The organism is Streptomyces sp. NPDC042259 (assembly GCF_055582085.1).
On the sequence record NZ_JBVJDW010000004.1, the window covers coordinates 405,696 to 427,463 of the forward strand.

General features: G+C 72.0%; 21 protein-coding genes. 6 read left to right on the forward strand and 15 right to left on the reverse strand.

All coding sequences use genetic code 11. The features are described 5' to 3' along the window. Positions 1–8: 8 nt before the first annotated feature. Positions 9–686, reverse strand: coding sequence for a two-component system response regulator AfsQ1 (gene afsQ1 / locus ACZ6MA_RS14050; protein WP_469434107.1), 678 nt, complete (start codon positions 684–686; stop codon positions 9–11). A 240-nt stretch (positions 687–926) separates the two neighbouring features. Here afsQ1 and ACZ6MA_RS14055 point away from each other — a divergent pair, with 240 nt between their 5' ends. Continuing rightward, positions 927–1,679: a SigE family RNA polymerase sigma factor gene (locus ACZ6MA_RS14055; RefSeq protein WP_469433648.1), complete on the forward strand. Its 753-nt coding sequence runs from the start codon at positions 927–929 to the stop codon at positions 1,677–1,679. Between the two features lie 159 nt (positions 1,680–1,838). On the opposite strand, the gene ACZ6MA_RS14060 is transcribed toward ACZ6MA_RS14055, so the two are convergent. Continuing rightward, a complete protein-coding gene (locus ACZ6MA_RS14060; protein ID WP_469433649.1) occupies positions 1,839–2,519 on the reverse strand; it encodes a uridine kinase family protein in 681 nt (226 codons plus the stop codon). A gap of 169 nt (positions 2,520–2,688) precedes the next feature. On the opposite strand from ACZ6MA_RS14060, the gene ACZ6MA_RS14065 reads away from it, so the two are divergent. Continuing rightward, positions 2,689–3,051, forward strand: coding sequence for a hypothetical protein (locus ACZ6MA_RS14065; protein WP_469433650.1), 363 nt, complete (start codon positions 2,689–2,691; stop codon positions 3,049–3,051). A 317-nt stretch (positions 3,052–3,368) separates the two neighbouring features. On the opposite strand, the gene ACZ6MA_RS14070 is transcribed toward ACZ6MA_RS14065, so the two are convergent. Genes ACZ6MA_RS14070 through deoC form a run of 3 tightly spaced genes read right to left on the reverse strand, consistent with a single transcriptional unit; the run spans position 3,369 to position 6,671 of the window. After that, complete coding sequence (locus tag ACZ6MA_RS14070) at positions 3,369–4,253, reverse strand: aldehyde dehydrogenase family protein (RefSeq protein WP_469433651.1); 885 nt, start codon at positions 4,251–4,253, stop codon at positions 3,369–3,371. Beyond that, positions 4,246–5,682, reverse strand: coding sequence for an aldehyde dehydrogenase family protein (locus tag ACZ6MA_RS14075; RefSeq protein WP_469434109.1), 1,437 nt, complete (start codon positions 5,680–5,682; stop codon positions 4,246–4,248). The genes ACZ6MA_RS14070 and ACZ6MA_RS14075 overlap by 8 nt, the downstream gene beginning before the upstream one ends. Next, entirely contained in the window at positions 5,679–6,671 is a 993-nt protein-coding gene (gene deoC, locus ACZ6MA_RS14080) for a deoxyribose-phosphate aldolase (protein WP_469434110.1), read from the reverse strand. The genes ACZ6MA_RS14075 and deoC overlap by 4 nt, the downstream gene beginning before the upstream one ends. 103 nt (positions 6,672–6,774) lie before the next feature. Here deoC and ACZ6MA_RS14085 point away from each other — a divergent pair, with 103 nt between their 5' ends. Beyond that, entirely contained in the window at positions 6,775–7,422 is a 648-nt protein-coding gene (locus ACZ6MA_RS14085) for a PH domain-containing protein (RefSeq protein WP_469433653.1), read from the forward strand. A gap of 337 nt (positions 7,423–7,759) precedes the next feature. Here the strand turns inward: ACZ6MA_RS14085 and ACZ6MA_RS14090 are convergent, their stop codons facing one another. The 3 genes from ACZ6MA_RS14090 to ACZ6MA_RS14100 form a co-directional block, all read right to left on the reverse strand. Further along, positions 7,760–9,427 (reverse strand): phospho-sugar mutase, encoded by a 1,668-nt coding sequence (locus tag ACZ6MA_RS14090; protein ID WP_469433655.1) that lies wholly within the window; start codon positions 9,425–9,427, stop codon positions 7,760–7,762. Positions 9,428–9,641: 214 nt separating this feature from the next. Continuing rightward, positions 9,642–10,463, reverse strand: coding sequence for a purine-nucleoside phosphorylase (locus tag ACZ6MA_RS14095; protein ID WP_469433657.1), 822 nt, complete (start codon positions 10,461–10,463; stop codon positions 9,642–9,644). A gap of 102 nt (positions 10,464–10,565) precedes the next feature. After that, positions 10,566–11,003 (reverse strand): gamma-glutamylcyclotransferase family protein, encoded by a 438-nt coding sequence (locus tag ACZ6MA_RS14100; protein WP_469433658.1) that lies wholly within the window; start codon positions 11,001–11,003, stop codon positions 10,566–10,568. Between the two features lie 198 nt (positions 11,004–11,201). On the opposite strand from ACZ6MA_RS14100, the gene ACZ6MA_RS14105 reads away from it, so the two are divergent. After that, positions 11,202–12,650: an NAD(P)H-quinone dehydrogenase gene (locus ACZ6MA_RS14105; RefSeq protein ID WP_469433660.1), complete on the forward strand. Its 1,449-nt coding sequence runs from the start codon at positions 11,202–11,204 to the stop codon at positions 12,648–12,650. 196 nt (positions 12,651–12,846) lie between these two features. Beyond that, on the forward strand, positions 12,847–13,896 hold the full coding sequence (locus ACZ6MA_RS14110) for a DeoR/GlpR family DNA-binding transcription regulator (protein ID WP_469433662.1): 1,050 nt from the start codon (positions 12,847–12,849) through the stop codon (positions 13,894–13,896). Between the two features lie 22 nt (positions 13,897–13,918). On the opposite strand, the gene ACZ6MA_RS14115 is transcribed toward ACZ6MA_RS14110, so the two are convergent. The 3 genes from ACZ6MA_RS14115 to ACZ6MA_RS14125 form a co-directional block, all read right to left on the reverse strand. Continuing rightward, positions 13,919–14,485 carry a TetR/AcrR family transcriptional regulator gene (locus ACZ6MA_RS14115; protein ID WP_469434112.1) on the reverse strand — a complete coding sequence of 189 codons (567 nt, stop codon included), beginning with the start codon at positions 14,483–14,485 and terminating at the stop codon, positions 13,919–13,921. Positions 14,486–14,828: 343 nt separating this feature from the next. Next, complete coding sequence (locus ACZ6MA_RS14120; RefSeq protein WP_469433664.1) at positions 14,829–16,583, reverse strand: acetyl/propionyl/methylcrotonyl-CoA carboxylase subunit alpha; 1,755 nt, start codon at positions 16,581–16,583, stop codon at positions 14,829–14,831. A 284-nt stretch (positions 16,584–16,867) separates the two neighbouring features. Beyond that, the gene (locus ACZ6MA_RS14125; protein WP_469433665.1) at positions 16,868–17,653 is read right to left on the reverse strand and encodes an IclR family transcriptional regulator; all 786 of its coding nucleotides are present in this window, start codon (positions 17,651–17,653) and stop codon (positions 16,868–16,870) included. Positions 17,654–17,848: 195 nt separating this feature from the next. Between ACZ6MA_RS14125 and ACZ6MA_RS14130 the strand changes: the two genes are divergently transcribed. Then, on the forward strand, positions 17,849–18,139 hold the full coding sequence (locus ACZ6MA_RS14130; RefSeq protein WP_469433667.1) for a hypothetical protein: 291 nt from the start codon (positions 17,849–17,851) through the stop codon (positions 18,137–18,139). A gap of 138 nt (positions 18,140–18,277) precedes the next feature. Here ACZ6MA_RS14130 and ACZ6MA_RS14135 read toward each other — a convergent pair whose 3' ends face one another. From ACZ6MA_RS14135 to ACZ6MA_RS14150, 4 genes are all read right to left on the reverse strand, one after another. After that, positions 18,278–18,889: a Maf family protein gene (locus ACZ6MA_RS14135; protein ID WP_469433669.1), complete on the reverse strand. Its 612-nt coding sequence runs from the start codon at positions 18,887–18,889 to the stop codon at positions 18,278–18,280. Between the two features lie 51 nt (positions 18,890–18,940). Continuing rightward, positions 18,941–20,425, reverse strand: a complete 1,485-nt coding sequence (locus ACZ6MA_RS14140; protein ID WP_469433671.1) for a SulP family inorganic anion transporter — start codon at positions 20,423–20,425, stop codon at positions 18,941–18,943. 66 nt (positions 20,426–20,491) lie between these two features. Next, a complete protein-coding gene (locus ACZ6MA_RS14145) occupies positions 20,492–21,100 on the reverse strand; it encodes a carbonic anhydrase (protein ID WP_469433672.1) in 609 nt (202 codons plus the stop codon). A 213-nt stretch (positions 21,101–21,313) separates the two neighbouring features. Then, positions 21,314–21,697, reverse strand: coding sequence for a hypothetical protein (locus ACZ6MA_RS14150; RefSeq protein WP_469433673.1), 384 nt, complete (start codon positions 21,695–21,697; stop codon positions 21,314–21,316). Positions 21,698–21,768 lie beyond the last annotated feature (71 nt).

Below are 21,768 nucleotides of genomic sequence, written 5' to 3' on the forward strand. Positions count from 1 at the left end.
CGAAGTGATCACTGCGGGGTGTCCAGGCGGTAGCCGACCCCGCGGACCGTACGGATCAGCGTCGGGGAGGAGGGAACGTCCTCGACCTTGGCGCGCAACCGCTGCACACAGGCGTCCACCAGCCGCGAGTCACCGAGGTAGTCGTGCTCCCAGACCAGCCGCAGCAGTTGCTGCCGGGACAGCGCCTGGCCCGGCCGCCGGCTCAGCTCCAGCAGCAGCCGCAGCTCGGTCGGGGTGAGCTGGAGGTCCTCACCGTTCTTGGTGACCGTCATCGCGGACCGGTCGATGACCAGCGAGCCGAACGACGCCGAGTCGCTGGACTCCCGCTCGCCGCGGCGCAGCACCGCGCGGATCCGGGCGTCGAGCACCCGGCCCTGCACGGGCTTGACCACGTAGTCGTCCGCCCCGGACTCCAGCCCGACCACGACGTCGATGTCGTCGTTGCGCGCGGTCAGCAGGATGATCGGCAACTGGTCGGTGCGCCGGATCCGGCGGCAGACCTCGAAACCGTCGATCCCGGGCAGCATGACGTCCAGCACGATCAGATCCGGCCGCTGCTCGCGCAGCAGCTTCAGGCCGTCCTCGCCGGTCGCCGCGGTCACCACTCGGTGGCCTTGGCGGGACAGGGAGAACTCGAGGGCCGTGCGGATGGCGTCGTCGTCCTCGATCAGCAACAGGAAGGGCACGGTGGTCATTCTGGCCTAAGAGTGGCCCTCAGTTCGACAGACGGCGTGGCCGGGAGCGCGTCCCGAGGCCCCTCCGCCGTTCATCGGCAGTCCGTCCAGCGTGCTCAAGGCCCTGTTGCAGGGCTGTGACAGTCGGAGGACAACGCCATGAAACTGGCCCGGCAGGCTGTGGTTCACCGAGCGGCACCACGGCTCGGTACGCAAACGGACCGAACTGGCTCCACCGACGGGGGGCGCGAAATGAACACACTGCACAGCACCACGACCAGCGCAGTCATTCGCACGCGCCTGCACGACGCCGGGCGGGGCTCGGAGAAGTCCGGTGCCGTGGGCGGACGGGGGTGCGCCCGCGGCGCCGGACGGGTCAGGCCGCCGTACATGGTGGCCATCGACGCGAGCGTGTACGGGGAGGCCGCCCGGGGCACGGGGGAGAAGCCCGGGGGTTCGGGGGACCGCGAGGCCGCGTCCCGGTCGGAGGCGGAGTTCACCGCCTACGTCCAGGAGCGCCGGGCCTCCCTGTACGCGACCGCCTATCACCTGACCGGTGACCGCTACGAGGCGGAGGACCTGCTGCAGAGCGCGCTGTTCTCCACCTACCGGGCCTGGGACCGGATCGCCGACAAGGCGGCGGTCGGCGGCTATCTGCGCCGCACCATGACCAATCTGCACATCAGCGCCTGGCGCCGGCGGAAGCTCAACGAGTACCCGACGGAGGAACTGCCGGAGACGGTGGGCGACCAGGACGCGATGCGCGGCACCGAACTGCGCGCCGTGCTCTGGCAGGCGCTGGCGCGACTGCCCGAACTCCAGCGCACGATGCTGGTGCTGCGCTACTACGAGGGCCGCACCGACCCGGAGATCGCGGACATCCTGGACATCAGCGTCGGCACGGTCAAGAGCAGCATCTGGCGCTCGCTGCGCCGGCTCCGCGAGGACGAGGTCATCGGCTCCGGCCGGGGCGCCTTGGAGTCCTTCGGCGAGCTGGTGGCCTGACAGCCCGAGAGGGCGAAAGAGCCGGAAGAGCGGGGGCCCGGGACCAACGGGGGATCACGGGGGAGAGAGCGGGCGGACAGCCGGGGGGACTGTCCTGCCCGCTCTCGCCGTTCCGCGGTGCGTTCCGCTGTACGGCCCGGGCCCGTTGACGCCGGCCGCTCAGGCCACCCGCGCCGGGGCCGGGCCGGGGGCGCAGGTCTCCCGGCGGCCGGCGGCCGCGGCGGCTATCCGGCCCATGGCCGCGTCCTTGTCGCAGGCGTACGCGCCGAGCGCCGTCTGCCGGGCCACGATGCCGCGCTCGGCGCGCATCAGCCGTATGCCGCGGCTTATCAGCGTCGGGACGGGCTTGCGGGCCTCCCGCAGATCCCGCACCAGCCGGCGGCGGAAGGTGGTCGAGGGGCGGCCCCGCAGGCACAGCGCGTCGGCGAGGACGCCCAGCTCGCGGCAGCGCTCGATGACGTCCGCGGCGAAGATGCCCTCGGCGATGAACAGCGAGGTGCGCCCGATGTCCAGGGTGCTCTGCCCGGTCCGCGAGCTGGTGGAGATGTCGTACAGCGGCACCGCCGTCCGGGCCGTGCGGCACAGGGCGTCGATCGCGGCGACGGCCGCCTCCGCGTCCCACGACAGCGGCGAGTCCCAGTCGGTGCCGGACCCGTCGCCGAGCAGCGGCAGGGTCGGGTCGTCGCCTTCCTTGTAGAAGTCGTCGAGGTTGAGCACGGGCAGCCCGGTGCGGGCGGCGAGGGACGACTTTCCGGAGCCGGAGGGTCCGGTCAGCAGGATGACGCGCGCGGGAGTCAGGTGGGGAGTCACGGGACACCAGTGTGAGGCATTGGGCCGCATGGGGGATCCCCCCGGGTCGCGGCGTGCGCCGGGCGTCACTGGTCCACTACGTTGCGTTGTCGTCCTCCGACATCACACGATCCGGCAGGTGGCCATGGCCTCGCACGCACGACACGCACGCTCCAAGTCTCCCCGCCCAGGGCTCCCGCGCGGCCTCGTCCGCGTCGGGGTGTCCGTTTCGGCGGGGGCTGCGATCGTCGCGGGCGGTGCGGCGAGCGCGAGTGCCGCGTCCACCACGGGTACCGCCCAGCCGCCCGGCGTCTCGGTCGGCGAACTCTCCCTGGAGGCGGCGGGCGAGGCGCTCGGCCCGTCGCTGTACCACTCCTCCGCGGGCTTGTTCGGCCCGTTGAAGGCGCTGCGGCTCAACCCGCTCGCCGGCACGGGCAGCGACCCGACGGACAACGCGGTCGGCACCCAGGTCGCCGACTTCCAGCCCGTGAGCACCGCGATGGTCACCGGCCCGATCTCCCAGGGCGGCGCCATGGAACAACTGCCCCTGCTGAGCTACGCGGCGAGCCTCATGCCGGGCTGACGCCCCCCCCGCACCGACGACGGCGGCTCCCGGTCCGGGGAGCCGCCGTCGTTCTGTGTGGCTGACCTCAGCCACATCAAGCCCGTCCGCCGCCGGATGCGGCACCACCGGCTGGTAGCCGACGAATCGCCGGAGGCTGTCGGCACCACCGCTGCGCGGCGGTAGTCCTCAATCGCCGGACGGGCTGGAATGGCTGACCCCAGCCACATCTAGCCCGTCCGGCGATTGAGGACGCGCCCGCAGGGCGCCCGCCGCCGCAGGCGGCCCATCGGCCGGTAGCCGAAGAGCCGCCGGTCAGGCGAGACGTAGGGCGGGCATCAGTAGGCGGAGCCACCCGCGCCGAGCGAACCCGTCGGGTGCCAGACCGTCTTCGTCTCCAGGAACGCCGTCATCCGCTCCGTGCCCGGCTCCGCGGACCAGTCCACAGCCTGTGGACGCAGCACACGCTTGAGGTTGTCCGCCGCCGCGATCTGCAGCTCCTTCGACAGCTCCGGCTCCGCACCGGCCAGGTCGATCGCGTTGACGTCCTGGTGCGCGGCCAGGGACGGGGCGATCTCCGCGGTCCTGCCCGACAGGATGTTGACCACACCACCGGGCACGTCGGAGGTGGCGAGCACCTCGCCCAGCGACAGCGCCGGCAGCGGCGCCTTCTCGGAGGCGACGACCACGACCGTGTTGCCGACCGCGATCGCCGGGGCGATCACGGACACCAGACCGAGGAAGGAGGACTCCTGCGGGGCCAGCACGGCCACCACACCGGTCGGCTCCGGCGTCGAGAGGTTGAAATACGGCCCCGCGACCGGGTTCGCGCCGCCGACGATCTGCGCGATCTTGTCGGTCCAGCCCGCGTACCAGACCCAGCGGTCGATCGCCGCGTCCACCTGGGCCGCCGCCTTGGACTTCGAGAGCCCCTCGGCGTCGGCGACCTCCGCGACGAACTGCTCGCGGCGGCCCTCCAGCATCTCGGCCACGCGGTAGAGGATCTGGCCGCGGTTGTAAGCGGTCGCGCCCGCCCAGCCGCCCGTCGCCTTGCGTGCCGCGACGACCGCGTCACGCGCGTCCTTGCGGGACGACAGCGGGGCGTTGGCGAGCCACTTGCCCTTGGAGTCCGTCACCTCGTACACCCGCCCGCTCTCGGACCGGGGGAACTTGCCCCCGACGAACAGCTTGTAGGTCTTGAAGACACTGAGTCGCTCAGACATCGAGGTAGGCCTCCAGACCGTGACGGCCGCCTTCGCGGCCGAAGCCCGACTCCTTGTAGCCGCCGAAGGGCGAGGTCGGGTCGAACTTGTTGAACGTGTTGGCCCAGACGACGCCCGCGCGCAGGCTGTTCGCCACCGACAGGATCCGCGAGCCCTTCTCGGTCCAGATGCCGGCCGACAGCCCGTACTGCGAGTTGTTGGCCTTCGCGACGGCCTCGGCCGGAGTGCGGAAGGACAGCACCGACAGCACCGGGCCGAAGATCTCCTCGCGGGCGATGCGGTGCGCCTGCGTCACGTTCGTGAACAGGGTCGGGGCGAACCAGTACCCCGCGGCGGGCAGCTCGCAGGACGGGGCCCAGCGCTCGGCGCCCTCGGCCTCGCCGCTGTCGGCGAGCGCCTTGATCCGGGCCAGCTGCTCGGCGGAGTTGATCGCACCGATGTCGGTGTTCTTGTCCAGCGGGTCACCGAGGCGCAGCGTGGACAGCCGGCGCTTGAGCGCGTCCAGCAGCTCGTCCTGGATCGACTCCTGGACCAGCAGCCGGGAGCCCGCGCAGCAGACCTGGCCCTGGTTGAAGAAGATGCCGTTGACGATGCCCTCGACGGCCTGGTCGATGGGCGCGTCGTCGAAGACGATGTTCGCGCCCTTGCCGCCCAGCTCCAGGGTCAGCTTCTTGTCCGTACCGGCGACGCTGCGCGCGATGGCCTTGCCGACGGCGGTGGAGCCGGTGAAGGCGACCTTGTCGACGCCCGGGTGCCCGACCAGCGCGGCGCCCGTGGAGCCGTCACCGGTGACGATGTTGACGACGCCCTTGGGAAGACCGGCCTGACGGCAGATGTCCGCGAAGAACAGCGCCGACAGCGGGGTGGTCTCGGCGGGCTTGAGGACGACCGTGTTGCCCGTGGCGAGCGCAGGGGCGATCTTCCAGGCCAGCATCAGCAGCGGGAAGTTCCAGGGGATGACCTGGCCCGCGACGCCCAGCGCCTTCGGGTTCGGCCCGTACCCGGCGTGGTCGAGCTTGTCGGCCCAGCCCGCGTAGTAGAAGAAGTGGGCGGCGACCAGCGGCAGGTCGGCGTCGCGCGTCTCACGGATCGGCTTGCCGTTGTCCAGGGTCTCCAGGACGGCCAGCTCGCGCGAGCGCTCCTGGATGATCCGGGCGATCCGGAACAGGTACTTGGCGCGCTCGGCGCCCGGCAGCGCCGACCACTTCTCGAACGCCTTGCGGGCGGCCTTGACCGCCGCGTCCACGTCCTCGGCCGAGCCCTGGGCGACCTCGGAGAGGACCTCCTCGGAGGAGGGGGAGAGGGTCTTGAAGACCTTGCCGTCCGAGGCGTCGCGGAACTCGCCGTCGATGAACAGCCCGTAGGAGGGGGCGATGTCGACGACCGCGCGCGACTCCGGCGCGGGTGCGTATTCGAAGGCCATGATCAGTCCACCGTCACGTAGTCGGGACCGGAGTAGCGCCCGGTGCGCAGCTTCTGGCGCTGCATCAGCAGGTCGTTGAGGAGGCTGGAGGCGCCGAAGCGGAACCAGGTGCTGGTCAGCCACTCCGCACCGACGGTCTCATTGACGAGGACCAGGAACTTCAGCGCGTCCTTCGTGGTGCGGATGCCGCCGGCTGGCTTCACGCCCACCTGGACGCCCGTGGTGGCGCGGAAGTCGCGGACCGCCTCCAGCATCAGCAGGGTGTTCGCCGGGGTGGCGTTCACCGCGACCTTGCCGGTCGAGGTCTTGATGAAGTCGGCGCCGGCCAGCATGCCGAGCCAGGAGGCACGGCGGATGTTGTCGTACGTCGACAGCTCGCCGGTCTCGAAGATGACCTTCAGCCGGGCGGCACTGCCGTCGTCCCGGCGGCAGGCTTCCTTGACGGCCTTGATCTCCTCGAACACGCTCAGATAGCGGCCGGAGAGGAACGCGCCCCGGTCGATCACCATGTCGATCTCGTCCGCGCCCGCGGCGACGGCGTCCCGCGTGTCGGCCAGCTTGACCGGCAGCGCGGCACGGCCGGCCGGGAAGGCGGTGGCGACGGAGGCGACGTTGACACCGGAGCCCTTGAGGGCCTCGGCGGCGGTGGCCGCCATGTCGGGATAGACACAGATCGCCGCGACCTTGGGCGTGGTGCGGTCGGTCGGGTCGGGGTTGACGCCCTTGGCGCACAGCGCCCGGACCTTGCCCGGGGTGTCCGCGCCCTCGAGCGTCGTCAGGTCGATCATGGAGATCGCCAGGTCGATGGCGTACGCCTTCGCCGTCGTCTTGATCGAGCGGGTGCCGAGCATGGCGGCGCGGGCCTCGAGCCCGACCGTGTCGACACCCGGCAGGCCGTGCAGGAAGCGGCGCAGCGCACCGTCGGAGGCGGTCACGTCCGCCATCGACGCCAGTCGCTCGGCGGCTTCGTTGCCGTTTGAGGGAACAGTGGGCATGGTCACCGGATGAGCATATCTACGCGCGTAGCGCGTGTCATCCCCCCAGGTGCCGTTCCCTGCGCCACACTGCCTCGCGCGGGCGTGGTGCACAATCGGCGGCATGACGAGCCCGGACGACTCATCCGCACCACGGCCCCCTGAGAACGCACCGGACAAGGGGTACGCCGAGCGGTGCTACCGCTCCGCCTCCGGCATCGGCGGCGGCGTGCTGCTGTTGCTGATCGGCGCCTGGCTGGGCGGCGACGCGATCGTACGCGGCGAGGGCCGCACCCCCTGGCTCACCCTGGCCGCACTGCTGTGCGCGGTGCCGCTGGTGATCGCCTTCACGCTGCGCCCTGCGGTGTGGGCCGGCGAGGACTCCCTCCGGGTGCGCAACCCCTTCCGTACGATCACGCTGCCGTGGGCCAGTGTGTCGGGCGTCCGGGCGGGCTACTCCAGCGAGGTCCTGGCGGGCGGGGCCAAGTACCAGCTCTGGGCGATCCCCGTCTCCCTCCGCCAGCGCAAGACCGCCGCACGGCGGCAGACCAGGGCGGCTTCGGAGGACCTCACGGGCACGGTCTCGGCCTCGGTCTCCGACTTCACCCGGGCCCCTGCCGACCAGGCGATCGACGACCTGCGCGAACTCGCGGAACGGAACGCTTCGCGCCCGGGGGCGCAGGGGGATCCGGAGGTGCGGTGGGCTTTCGAACTGATCGCGCCGGTTGTGGTGGGGCTGGTGCTGCTCGTGGTGCTGTTCGCGGTGATGTGACCTTCGCCGGCGGCGGGCGGGCGCGGGGGCTACGGCCTCGGCCCAATCAGCCCGTGCGGCCGGGTGGTGCCGCCTGCGGCGGCGGGCGCCCTGCGGGCGCGTCCTCAAGCGCCGGACGGGCTTGATGTGGCTGAGGTCAGCCACCTCCAGCCTGTCCGGCGATGTGGGCCGGGGTCCGCTAAATCAAGCCCGTCCGGCGATTGAGGACGACCGCCGCGCAGCGGTGGTGCCGGCGGCCTCCGGCGGTTTTTCGGCTGCCGGCCGGTGGTGCCGCCTGCGGCGGCGGGCGCCCTGCGGGCGTGTCCTCAAGCGCCGGACGGGCTTGACGTGGCAGCGGTCAGATGCCGGCAGCCTTGGACAGGTCCGTCTTGATGGCGGCGAGGACCGTGGCGGCCTGGGTGCGGGCCTCGGGGAGGGCGGCGGCGTCGGTGACCGGGACGACGACCTCCAGGTAGCACTTGATCTTGGGCTCGGTGCCGCTGGGGCGGACGATGACGCGCGCGGCCGAGACGGCCCCGGAGGCGTCACCCGCCAAGTGGTACCGCAGACCATCGGTCGGCGGCAGCGACTCCGTGCCCTCGGTCAGGTCCTCGGCGGAGGACACCCGGAGCCCGGCGAGGACCGTCGGGGGCTGCTCGCGCAGCCGCCGCATGGCGTTCGCGATCAGCGAGAGGTCGTCCACCCGCACCGAGAGCTGGTCCGTGGCGTGCAGCCCGTGCTCGACGGCGAGGTCGTCCAGGAGGTCGGTGAGCGTGCGTCCGGACGCCTTGAGTCCGGCGGCCAGCTCGGCGATCAGCAGGGCGGCGGTGATGCCGTCCTTGTCGCGGACGCCCTCGGGGTCGACGCAGTAGCCCAGCGCCTCCTCGTAGGCGTACCGCAGGCCGTCGACGCGGGCCAGCCACTTGAAGCCGGTGAGCGTCTCCTCGTACGCGGCACCCGGCGCTGCGGCGGCGATCCGGGAGAGCAGCGAGGACGAGACGATCGTCGTGGCGAACGTGCCGGTCGCCTCCTTGCGCACCAGGTGCGTGGCCAGCAGCGCGCCCACCTCGTCGCCGCGCAGCATGCGCCAGCCGGCGTCGCTTTGCGGGTCGGGCACCGCGACGGCGCAGCGGTCCGCGTCCGGGTCGTTGGCGATGACGATGTCCGGCGCCGCCTCGCGGGCGGTGGCGAACGCCAGGTCCATCGCGCCCGGCTCCTCCGGGTTGGGGAAGGCGACGGTGGGGAAGTCGGGGTCCGGCTCGGCCTGCTCGGCGACCACGGTCGGCGCGGGGAACCCGGCGCGCGCGAAGGCGGCGGTCAGGGTGTCGCGGCCGACGCCGTGCATGGGCGTGTAGACCACGCGGACGTCACGCGGGGAGCCGTTGGTCAGGACGGCGTCGGTGCGCTCCAGGTAGGACCCGACCACGGAGTCGTCCAGGGTCTGCCAGCCGGCCTCGGGGCGGGGCACGTCGTCGAGGGTGGCGATCGCGGCGATCTCGGCGGCGATCTCACCGTCGGCGGGCGGCACGATCTGGGAGCCGTCGCCGAGGTAGACCTTGTAGCCGTTGTCGCGCGGCGGGTTGTGGCTGGCGGTCACCTCGACGCCCGCGACCGCGCCGAGGTGGCGGATGGCGAAGGCCAGCACGGGCGTGGGCAGCGGGCGCGGCAGCAGGGCGGCGCGCAGGCCCGCGCCGACCATGACGGCGGCCGTGTCGCGGGCGAAGTCGGCGCTCTTGTGGCGGGCGTCGTAACCGATGACGACGAGGCCGTCGGTGTGCCCCTGCTTCTTGAGGTACGCGGCGAGACCGGCGGCCGCGCGGATCACGACGGCACGGTTCATGCGCATGGGCCCCGCGCCCAGCTCACCGCGGAGACCGGCGGTACCGAACTGCAGGGTGCCGCCGAAGCGGACGGTCAGCTCGGTCAGGTCCCCGGCGTCGATGAGCTTGGCCAGCTCGTCGCGGGTGTCGGGGTCGGGGTCCTCGGCCAGCCACGTCTTGGCCTGCGCGATGAGGTCTCGCTCCACGGGTTCTCCTCCGGAGGGGATTCGGGGGTGGGTGTGGTGTGGGGGCGGCGGGGCGGTGCGGGGCCGGGCGGGCGACCGCCCTGCCCCCGAAGGAATGCCCGATCACCGATCCAGCAACCTCAGGCCTTCGCCTGAGTGAACGATTCCGGGCAAGGGTGTGGCCCGGCGCCGGCCCTTCGACCGGTCGGCACCGGGCCATCCTTCGGCATGGGGGTTACAGGCGCGGGAGGACCCGGGCCAGGAGGTCACCCATCTGGGCGGCGGAGTCGCGGCCGGCCTGGAGCACCTCTTCGTGGTTGAGCGGCTCGCCCGTCATGCCCGCGGCGAGGTTCGTCACCAGGGAGATGCCCAGCACCTCGGCGCCCGCCTCACGCGCGGCGATCGCCTCGAGCGTGGTGGACATGCCGACCAGGTCGCCGCCGAGCGTGCGGACCATCTTGATCTCCGCCGGCGTCTCGTAGTGCGGGCCGGGGAGCTGGACGTAGACGCCCTCCTCCAGGGTGGGGTCCACCTCCTGGCACAGGGTGCGCAGCCGCTGCGAGTACAGGTCGGTGAGGTCCACGAAGTTCGCGCCGACGATCGGCGACGTGGCCGTGAGGTTGATGTGGTCGCTGATCAGCACCGGCTGACCGGGACGCATGCCGTCACGGAGACCGCCGCAGCCGTTGGTGAGGACGACGGTCTTGCAGCCGGCGGCGACGGAGGTGCGGACGCCGTGGACGACGGCGGCGACACCGCGGCCCTCGTAGAAGTGCGTGCGGCCGAGGAAGACGAGCGCGCGCTTGTCGTTGACCTTGTACGAGCGAACCGTGCCCGCGTGGCCCGCGACGGCGGCGGCCGTGAAGCCGGGGAGCTCGGTGACCGGGAATTCGGCCTCGGGGGTGCCGAGCGCCTCGGTCGCCGGGAGCCAGCCGCTGCCCATGACCAGGGCGACGTCGTGGGTCTCGGCGCCCGTGAGCTCGCGAAGACGGGCGGCGGCGGCGTCGGCCGCCGCGTACGGGTCGGCCTGGATGTCGGGAGTAACTGATGCGTTCACGCGGACGAGGGTAGCCGCTATTCGCCTACGCGCGTAGATGTCGCTGGTCACGGTGTTCCGATTGTTGCTTTGTGCGTTGTGACGAGACGCGGTCGTCACCGCTCAGCAAGGCCGCTTGCGCAGCTCCATGACGTAGTCGTGGGGGGCGCCCGCCGACTCCGCGGCGTCGGCGATCTCACCGAGGTAGCGCGCGGAGGGCAGCCCGCCCTCGTAACCGTTGAGGACGTAGATCCACGCGGGCTCCTCGCCGTCCAGGGTGTGCACGCGGACCCGCATCCGGCGGTAGATGTCGAGACCGACACCCTCCCAACGGTCCATCGAGTCCTCGTCCATCGGGGCGATGTCGTAGAGGGCGACGAAGACCTGGGAGCGCGGTGCCTCGACGACCGTCGAGAGCGCCCCCTCCCAGCCCATCTGCTCACCGCCGAAGGTCAGCCGCCAGTCGGCGAGCCAGCCCGTGCCGCGCAGCGGCGAGTGCGGTGCGCGGCGGGACATCAGCCGCGCGTCGAGGTTGCCGGCGTACGCGGCGTAGAGCGACATGGTTCTGAGGGTACGGGAGTGAGGCGGGACGGCATTTGGGGTGGCAGTCTCGAAGGAGGGTTCGCGCGGAACCCGCTGCCGAACCTCGTACGGATCCTCGGATGCCGTCCGGCGACGGGATCGCGTGGATCACGGTGGATTACGTACGAAATCGCGTACACGGGCCCCGGAAGGATTCGCTTTGATGGGTGCGGGACAATGGAATACGTGACTCGGATCGTGATCATCGGTGGCGGACCCGGCGGCTATGAGGCGGCGCTCGTCGCCGCGCAGCTCGGCGCGGAGGTGACCGTCGTTGACTGCGACGGTCTGGGCGGGGCGTCGGTGCTGACCGACTGCGTGCCCTCGAAGACTCTTATCGCGACGGCTGAGGTGATGACGACCTTCGACTCCTCGTACGAGGAGCTGGGGATCATCGTCGCCGACGACACGCCGCATCTGGAGCAGGCGGCGCGCGTGGTGGGCGTGGACCTGGGCAAGGTGAACCGGCGTGTGAAGCGCCTGGCACTGGCCCAGTCGCACGACATCACGGCCTCGGTGACGCGGGCCGGCGGCAGGGTCATGCGCGGCCGCGGCCGCCTGGAGCCCCACCAGGCCCCGGACGGCTCGCGCAAGGTCGTCGTACGGGCCGCCGACGGCTCGGAGGAGACCCTCGTCGCGGACGCGGTGCTGATCGCCACGGGCGCGCACCCCCGGGAGATCCCGGACGCGCTGCCGGACGGCGAGCGGATCCTGAACTGGACCCAGGTCTACGACCTGGAGGAGCTGCCCGAAGAGCTGATCGTGGTCGGCTCGGGCGTCACCGGCGCCGAGTTCGCCGGCGCCTACCAGGCGCTCGGCTCGAAGGTCACCCTGGTCTCCTCGCGCGACCGGGTGCTGCCGGGTGAGGACCCGGACGCGGCCGCCGTGCTGGAGGACGTCTTCCGGCGCCGCGGCATGAACGTGATGTCGCGCTCCAGGGCCCAGTCCGCCAAACGGGTGGGCGACCGGGTCGAGGTGACGCTGGCGGACGGCCGGGTCATCACCGGCACGCACTGCCTGATGGCGGTCGGCTCGATCCCCAACACGGCGGGCATCGGCCTGGAGGAGTCCGGGGTCCGGCTCAAGGACTCGGGGCACGTGTGGACCGACAAGGTCTCGCGCACGAGCGCGCCCGGCGTCTATGCGGCCGGCGACTGCACGGGGGTCTTCGCGCTGGCGTCGGTCGCCGCGATGCAGGGCCGCATCGCCATGTACCACTTCCTGGGCGACGCGGTCGCGCCGCTGAATCTCAAGGCCGTGTCCGCGAACGTGTTCACGGATCCGGAGATCGCCACGGTCGGCTATACCCAGGCCGACGTCGACGCCGGGCGGATCGACGCCCGGGTGGTGAAGCTGCCGCTGCTGCGCAACCCGCGCGCGAAGATGCAGGGCATCCGGGACGGATTCGTCAAGATGTTCTGCCGCCCCGGCACGGGCATCGTGGTCGGCGGCGTCGTGGTCTCGCCCCGGGCCAGCGAGCTGATTCACCCGATCTCGATCGCGGTCGACAACAATCTGACCGTGGAACAGATCGCGAACGCGTTCACGGTGTACCCGTCGCTGTCCGGTTCGATCGCCGAGGTGGCCCGTCAGCTGCACACCCGCAAGGCGCAGCGGGACGGCTAGACCCGTCCGGCGGGGGCGGGCGTTCGGGCGGGCCGAGCCGCCCGCCCGCCGGAGCGGCCCGTCGCCGTAAGGGGGCAAGGGGGGCCATGCGGCCCGCGGCCGAGGACCCGGGGCCTCCCATTCCGGTTCCCCTATATCACTTGGTGACTCCCGTAGCGGACAACTTCCGTTAATTGCTGCAACCTGCTGAAAACGGATGCGCGTTGGCGTTACTGTCGGTTTCGTGTTCGCTGCAGAACGTCGTCAATTGATCCTCGAAATGGTGCGCGCCAACGGGGCGGTTTCGCTCCGGGAGCTCGCCCGCGTCGTCCAGACCTCCGAAGTGACCGTACGGCGCGACGTGCGGGCACTGGAGGCAGAAGGACTGCTCGACCGCCGGCACGGTGGTGCGGTGCTGCCGGGCGGTTTCACCCGGGAGTCCGGATTCCCGCAGAAATCCCATCTAGCGACCGCCGAGAAGACGGCCATCGCCGATCTCGCGGCGAGCTTCGTCGACGAGGGCGAGGCCGTCGTCGTCGGCGCCGGTACGACCACGCAGGAGCTGGCCCGCCGGCTCGCGCGGGTACCGGGACTGACCGTGGTCACCAACTCCCTGCTCGTCGCGCAGGCGCTCGCGCACGCCAACCGGGTCGAGGTCGTCATGACCGGCGGCACCCTGCGCGGGTCCAACTACGCCCTGGTGGGCAGCGGGGCCGAGCAGTCCCTGCAGGGCCTGCGGGTGACCCGGGCGTTCCTGTCGGGGAGCGGGCTGACCGCCGAGCGCGGCCTCTCCACGTCCAACATGCTCTCCGCGAGCGTGGACCGGGCGCTGGTGCAGGCCGCCGCCGAGGTCGTGGTGCTCGCGGACCACACGAAGCTGGGCACCGACACGATGTTCCAGACGGTCCCCACGGACGTCATCACGAGACTCGTGACCGACGAGCCGCCCGGTCACGACGAACGGGCCGCCACGGAACTCCAGGCGCTCGCCGACCAGGGCGTGCACATCTCGGTCGCCGGGCCCGGCGCGGGGTCGGGCTCGGGGCCGGGTGGCGCGTCCGGCGGCGAGGTCCCGTCCTCCCGCCGCCGCGAGGTGCGTGACGTGCCGCCCCTGCCGGGGCAGCGCCGCAGCATCCCGCTGGCCCCCGGCCAGAGCCCCGACCGTGGCCAGGGCGGGCCGCCGGGTCCGCCCCAGCTCCGCAGCGCCTCCGGCATGGGCGACCAGTCCACGGCCCGGGTGGCGGACCTGGCACCGCGGCGGCGCTGACCTGAGGCCCCTCGGCTCGCCCTCAGCCCTGCCCGGGGTCCGAGGGCGCCTTGAGGCCGGTGAGCGTCAACATCAGCAGGCGGTCGGCCAACTCCGGATCGTCCGGGGACTGTTCGACCGCCAGCGAAATCGCGTTCGTCAGCTGCATCAGATCGACGATGTCCACATCCGACCGGACCGCCCCGGCCCGCTGGGCGCGGGCGAGCAGCGTGCTGCCCGCCTCGCGCATCGGCAGGCTGCACCGCGACAGGGCGGACGCCTCGTCGCTCTGCGCGGCCATCAGGGCCCGCGACAGCCCCCGGTAGGTGCTGGCGTGCGCCACGATGGCCCGCAGCCAGTCCACGAGCGCCCGGCACGGCTCAGGCGCCGCCAGCAGCTCCCGCGAGCGGGTGAGGAGCGCATCGACCTCGCTCTGGAAAACGGCGCTCATCAGGGCCGTGCGGTTGGGGAAGTGCCGGTAGAGCGTCCCGATGCCGACACCGGCCCGGCGGGCGATGTCCTCGAGGGAGGCGTCCGTGCCGTGCCGGGTGAAGGCGGTACGGGCTTCCACGAGCAGCCGCTCGTAGTTGCGCCGCGCGTCCGCGCGCATGGGTCGTGGTGACGTCTGCGCCGCATCGGTCGCCATTTACGTCGTCCTCCCGCTCGGTGCGCGTGCCGGGTCCTGTCCGGTCCGGGGTCGCGGGTCCAAGGATGCCAGTTGCCGTCCGGCGGGGGTGGGGACAACTGCCTCTCGCCTGGCCGGCGGATCTTCGGCTGACGGCCGGTGGTGCCGCCTGCGGCGGCGAGCGCCCTGCGGGCGCGTCCTCAAGCGCCGGACGGGCTGCAATGCAGCCCGTCCGGCGCTTGAGGACACGGCACAGCAGCGCAGCATGCGCGATGGGCCCCGGCCGGAGTGGTCCGGGCGGGGCCCATGGGCCGGGGTGGGGCGGGGATCAGTCCTTGATCTCGCAGATGACGGCTCCGGAGGAGACCGAGGCGCCGATCTCCGCGGTGATGCCCTTGACCGTGCCCGCGCGGTGCGCGTTCAGCGGCTGCTCCATCTTCATGGCCTCCAGGACCACGATCAGATCGCCCGCGGCCACTTCCTGGCCCTCTTCGACCGCGACCTTCACGATGGTGCCCTGCATCGGCGACGCGAGCGCGTCACCGGACGCCGCCGAGCCGGCCTTCTTCGCCGCGCGGCGCTTCGGCTTCGCGCCGCCCGCCGCGGCGGTGCGGGCGATGGTCATGCCGAGCGAGGAGGGCAGGGAGACCTCCAGGCGCTTGCCGCCGACCTCGACGACCACGGTCTCGCGGCCCGGGGCCTCCTCGTCCTCGTCCGCCACCGCGCCGGAGAAGGCGGGAATGGTGTTCTCGAACTCGGTCTCGATCCAGCGGGTGTGCACCGTGAACGGGTCCGCGGTGAACGCCGGGTCGGTGACGACCGCCCGGTGGAAGGGGATCGCCGTGGCCATGCCCTCGACGGTGAACTCGCCCAGGGCCCGCGCCGCGCGCTGGAGCGCCTGCTCACGGGTGGCGCCCGTGATGATGAGCTTGGCGAGGAGCGAGTCCCACGCCGGGCCGATGACCGAGCCGCTCTCGACGCCGGCGTCCAGGCGCACGCCCGGGCCCGACGGCGGGTCGAAGCGGGTCACCGTGCCGGGGGCGGGGAGGAAGTTGCGGCCCGGGTCCTCGCCGTTGATGCGGAACTCGAACGAGTGACCGCGCATCGGCGGGTCGTCGTAGCCGAGCTCCTCGCCGTCGGCGATCCGGAACATCTCGCGGACCAGGTCGATGCCGGTGACCTCTTCGGTGACCGGGTGCTCGACCTGAAGACGGGTGTTGACCTCCAGGAAGGAGATCGTGCCGTCCTGGCCCACGAGGAACTCGCACGTGCCCGCGCCCTCGTAGTGGGCCTCGCGCAGGATGGCCTTGGAGGCGCGGTAGAGCTCCGCGTTCTGCTCCGGGGTGAGGAAGGGGGCCGGGGCCTCTTCCACGAGCTTCTGGTGGCGGCGCTGGAGCGAGCAGTCGCGGGTGGAGACCACCACGACGTTGCCGTGCTTGTCGGCCAGGCACTGCGTCTCGACGTGACGCGGCCGGTCCAGGTAGCGCTCCACGAAGCACTCGCCGCGACCGAAGGCCGCGACGGCCTCACGGACGGCGGAGTCGTACAACTCCGGTACCTCTTCGAGGGTGCGGGCGACCTTCAGACCGCGGCCGCCGCCACCGAAGGCGGCCTTGATGGCGATCGGCAGGCCGTGTTCCTCGGCGAACGCGACGACCTCGTCCGCCCCGGAGACCGGGTCGGAGGTGCCGGCGACCAGCGGGGCACCGGCCCGCTGCGCGATATGACGGGCCGCCACCTTGTCACCGAGGTCGCGGATGGCCTGTGGCGGCGGGCCGATCCAGGTCAGGCCGGCGTCGAGGACGGCCTGGGCGAAGTCGGCGTTCTCGGACAGAAATCCGTATCCGGGGTGGATGGCGTCCGCGCCCGATTCGGCTGCCGCGGCAAGCACCTTGGCCACGTCGAGGTAGCTCGTCGCCGGGGTGTCACCGCCCAGCGCGTAGGCCTCGTCGGCCGCGCGGACATGCAACGCGTCACGGTCCGGGTCGGCATAGACCGCCACACTCGCGATCCCGGCATCCCGGCACGCACGAGCAACGCGGACAGCGATTTCGCCACGGTTGGCGATGAGCACCTTGCGCACGATGGCTCCCTCCTTGAAACAAGGTGAGTTTAGGTACTGGCAACACTCTGTGCCGACCCGACTTCCAGGGTGACCTTGCCCACACGGAGCGTTAAACGGAAGCGCCCTATGGGTTGAAGTTCCCAGATCCCCCACGGTACGCGGCGTTTCCCGGACGCCTGCGCGAGGGACGGTGTGGTCAAGGTCTCGATGAGCGCCCGGGAGTGGCGGTGCCGTTTCTTTGTGGAGTCCCTACGAACGGGTGACACAAAGTTTGCGCTCTCGCCCGGGGCGTTGGGGGGGCGTCAGGGGGTGCCGGCCCTTTCGACGGGTGGCTTACCCACCAGTAGCGTCCCCGAGCCGGCCAACTTTCCGGCCTCTGCGGCGACATGGCGCATCACCTCGGTCACCTGGTGTCTGCGCCGATGAAAATCGGCCAGTGGCAGTGCCGCCGAGACGGCCTGCGCCGGGCCCCCGCGATCGCCGGGCACGGGCACCGCGATGCAGGCCACGCCGGGTGCACATTCCTCGACCTCCACCGCGACACCGCTGCGGCGGACCTGCCGAAGCTCCAGATCCAGCCGTTCCGGCGAGGTGATCGTACGGGGGGTGATGGCCCTCATCCCGGAGTCCGCGAGATAGCGCAGCCGGGCCGCCCGGGGGAGGGCGGCGAGCAGGACCTTGCCGTGGGCGGTGGCGTGTCCGTCGGTGTCACGGCCGACGGAGAAGCCCCCGGTGGCCGGGTAGGAGGCGGCCGTTCCGGCGAGGACGGCGATGTCCCCGTCCCGGTAGGTGCTGAAGTACGTGTCCGTCCCGGCCGCCCGTCGCACCCGGGCGAGCAGCTCGTGCACCCGCTCGTCCATCCGCATCTGCCGCTGGAAGGCGCTGTGCAGGGAGGGGACGCGGTAGCCGAGGGTGTAGCCGCCGGAGCCACGGACGAGATGGCCGCGCTCGGTGAGGGTGCCGAGCAGGTCGTAGACCGTCGAGAGGCCGCAGCCCAGCTGCCGGGCGAGTGCCTTGGCGGGCACCGGCCCGTCGGACGCGGCGACGGCGTCCAGCACGTCCAGGGCGCGGTCGACGGACTGGGGCATGGCGGAACGGCTCCTTGACGTCGGTACCCGTCGGCGGTCCGCCGACGGGCCCACCAGCTTGGCACGGCCGCGCCCGAGGCCGCCGGATCCGCCTTCTCTACCAGCTCCGCGGAGGACCATGGGGGTTTTGGGGAAGGAGCCCCCGAGTGGCCGAAGCGTCGGTGACCGAGATGACACGACATCGTTGGTGAAGTCATGATCAAGCGCATTGCAGCCGCCGCCGTTCTGGCCGGCGCCGCTCTCACGATGACCGCCACCGCCGCGTCCGCCGTGCCCACGCCCGTCCCCCCGCCGAACGCGACGGCGGGCGACGTCGTGACCCCGCCGCCGGGCATGGCCAAGGACGGCAACCCGCAGACCAGCATCTACCCGGGCGCCACCGACGAGCTGAGCAGGCTGAACCAGCTCGACAAGCTGAACGAGCTGGGCAAGCTCAACCAGGTCACCGAGGCGCTGACCCCCGTGCTCGGTCTGCTGCCGTTCTAGCCTGCCCGGCGGGTCACCGTGCCCGCACCACCGCTGCGCGGCGGTGTCCTCAATCGCCGGACGGGCTGGTTTTGGCTGAGCTCAGCCAAAACCAGCCCGTCCGGCGATTGAGGACGCGCCCGCAGGGCGCTCGGGGCGTCACACCCACAGGTCGGTGATCACGACGCCCAGTTCGGCGAGCTGCTCGCGGAGCAGGGGGAGCGACAGGCCGATGACGTTGCCGGGGTCGCCGTCGATGCCCTCGATGAAGGGTGCGGAGCGGCCGTCGAGGGTGAACGCGCCCGCCACGTGAAGGGGCTCGCCGGAGGCCACGTACGCGGCGATCTCGGCGTCGCCCGGCTGACCGAAGCGGACCGTCGTGGAGGCGGTGGCGGAGACCTGACGGCCGGTGGCCGTGTCGATGACGCAGTGGCCGGTCCGCAGTTCTCCGGACCGGCCACGCATCGACTTCCAGCGGGCGGTGGCGTCCTCGGCGTCCTTGGGCTTGCCGAGGGCCTCGCCGTCCAGCTCCAGCACCGAGTCGCAGCCGATGACGAGCGCCCCGGCCGCCTCCGCCCGCGCGGCCACGGCCGCCGCCTTCGCCTCGGCGAGCACCCGCGCCAGCTCGGCGGGGGTCGGCGCGGTGATCGCGTCCTCGTCCACACCGCTGACGATCACCTCGGGCGCGAGCCCGGCCTGGCGCAGCAGGCCGAGTCGGGCGGGGGACTGGGAGGCGAGGACGAGGCGGCGGCGCCCGTGGCTGTCGTTCATACGGGCCAGCCTATGAGGTCCGCCGCCCCGGGTCGGCCCCGCCGGGTCGGCTCAGCCGGCGGCCACGGCCACCTCTCCGCTCATCCGGACCGGTTCCGTACCCTCCTCGTTGTGCCGGTCCGCCCAGTTGGTGAGGGCGGTCAGGCACGCGTGGTCGAGGTGGCGCAGCCCGGACAGGTCGAGTTCGATCGGCCGGTCCTTCGGCAGCGCTTCGAGGGTGTCGAGCATGTGCGGCAGCCGCAGGAACGTGGCGTTGCCGGTGAGCCGGACGCGGATGGGCCCGGTGTCACCGTCCTCGACGTTCAGCTGGATGTGGGAGATCTCCCAGGCGGTCTTGGCGACCGCGAGCAGCAGACCGATCAGGACCCCCTCGAACATGTTCGTGGTGACGATCGCGACGGCGGTGACCGTCAGGACCACGGCCTCGCCGCGGTGCGCGCGCCACAGCGGAAGCAGTTCCCGGACCGGGACGAGCTTGCAGCCCGCGTGCACGAGCACACCTGCGAGGGCCGCGACGGGGATCACGCCGAGCGCCGCCGGGAGCAGGGCCGCGAACAGCAGCAGCCACAGGCCGTGCAGGACGCGGGAGGCCTTGGTGCGGGCGCCCGCCTGGACGTTGGCCGCGCTGCGCACGATGACCGCGGTCATCGGCAGCGCGCCGAGCAGCCCGCAGACGGTGTTGCCCGCGCCCTGCGCCATCAGCTCCTTGTCGTACTCGGTCCGGGGGCCGTCGTGCATCCGGTCCACCGCCGCGGCACTGAAGAGGCTTTCGGCGGAGGCGATGAGGGTGAAGGCCAGCACGGTGCCGAGCAGGGCCACGTCGCCCAGATGGGAGAAGGCGCCGGCGCCGGGCGGCTGGACGGCCTCCAGCAGGCCCCGTACCTCGACCTTGGCGACGGGCGGGGAGAAGAGGGCCGTGGCGGTCGTGGCGAGCGCCACCGCCACCAGGGGCGCGGGTACCACCCCGGAGATCCGCGCGGGCAGCTTCTTCCACAGCACCAGGACGGCGATGGTCCCGGCGCCCAGGGCGAAGGCGGACAGGGCCGTCCGGTCGGCGGCGATGTCGCCGACGAGGCCGGGGAGCCCGGCCACCTTCTCCAGCCCGGTGCCGGGGGCCTTGAGGTCGGCCATCGCATAGGACTGGCCGAGGATGAGGACGAGCCCGATGCCGGCCAGCATTCCCTGGACGACGGCGATGGAGATGGCGCGGAACCAGCGCCCGAACCCGAGGAAGCCCAGGGCGGTCTGGAGGGCGCCGGTGGCCAGGACGATCACCCCGAGGGTGCCGAGGCCATGGGTCTGGACGGCCTCGTACACCAGCACGGTCAGTCCGGCGGCCGGGCCGCTGACCTGAAGGGAGCTGCCGGGCAGCAGACCGACGACGAGGCCGCCGACGATGCCGGTGACCAGGCCGAGTTCGGCGGGCACCCCGGAGGCGACGGCGACACCGACGCACAGCGGGAGGGCGACGAGGAAGACGACGAGCGAAGCGGTGACGTCCCGTCGCAGGTCGGTGGAACGGAATCTGGAGAGCATGGATTCCTCACGTAGGTGGGGAAGGCGAGCAGTGGTGACCCGATGCCGCGGATCACCACCGGCGGTTCACAGGGGCAGGAACGCGGCTCGGTCGCCGGCGGGCTGGTGGGCGAGGACGGCTCCGGTGTGGACCTCGTAGTACCAGGCGTGCAGCCCGAGGCCGCCGTCGGCGAGCCGGCGGGCCACACAGGGGTAGCCGCGCAGCCGGTCGAGCTGGGCGAGGACGTGCCCCTGCACGGGGACGGCCACGTCGGGGCCGTCCGTGCCGGTGCCCGCTTCCCGCAGCTCGGCCGAGGCCCCGCGCCGCAGCCAGCCCTGGACGGCGGGCACCCCGGTCAGGTCCTCGTCGCGCACCAGAGCGCCCACGGCGCCGCAGTGCGAGTGCCCGCAGACGATGATGTCGCGGACGCCGAGGACCGACACCGCGTATTCGATGGTGGCCATCTCGCCGGAGGGCTGCTCGGTGCTGTACGCGGGAACGATGTTGCCCGCCGTGCGGAGTTCGAACAGTTCTCCCGGCCGGGTGCCGGTGATGAGTGCCGGCACGACCCGGGAGTCGGAGCAGGTGATGAACAGTGCTTCGGGGGACTGGCCCAGCTCAAGGCCGCTGAGTTCCCCGAGGGATTGAGGCGCGCGGGTGGAGAAGGCGCGGGCGTGGTCGATGAGGGACTGCATGAACGGCTGACCTCCTGGAGGTCGTCGTTGTCGGTCGGACATCGAAGACGTTGCGTCGTCGGTACGTCTCGTATGGATTTATGCGGGTATGGGGTTGAAGCACCGAAGAGTTCGGTGCGGCCGGAAAAACGGCGAAGCCGCCGTGCTCAGGGGTCCGGAGGCGCGGTGCCCGAAGGCGATGGGCGCCCGCGGGCGCTCAGTGCCTGGAGACGCTCAGTGCCGGAAAACCTGGAAGACGGCGGCGAGTTGATGACTGGATCCGCGAGCCGACGCGGGCATCCGCCAGTCGGGCTGCCCCGCACCCGTTCCCCCGTGCGCGGCGTCCGGTGCGTTCCCGGTGGGCGTGGCGGAGGCGGGCCGCTGCCGGAGCCGCGGCGTGGCGGTGGTGCCGACGGAGGTCCGGCCACGACGGGTCTGTTCGTCGTCGCCGCGGTCGTCGGGGTGGAGGCGGTCGGTCTCGGCGGCCTGGACCGTGTGCGAGACCGACGACGGCGACAGAACGGGTTCCCCGGCTGCCGACGTCTGGGCGAGCAGGAACACGGACAGGACGAGGGCGAGGAGCGTGCCGACGAAGCCGGCGGACCGGAGGCGCATCACGTCCCGCTCCCTCGTTCGAGTGTCTGTGGTGAGGGATTCTAGTCATATGAGGTGTCGGAGCGGGGGCGGAG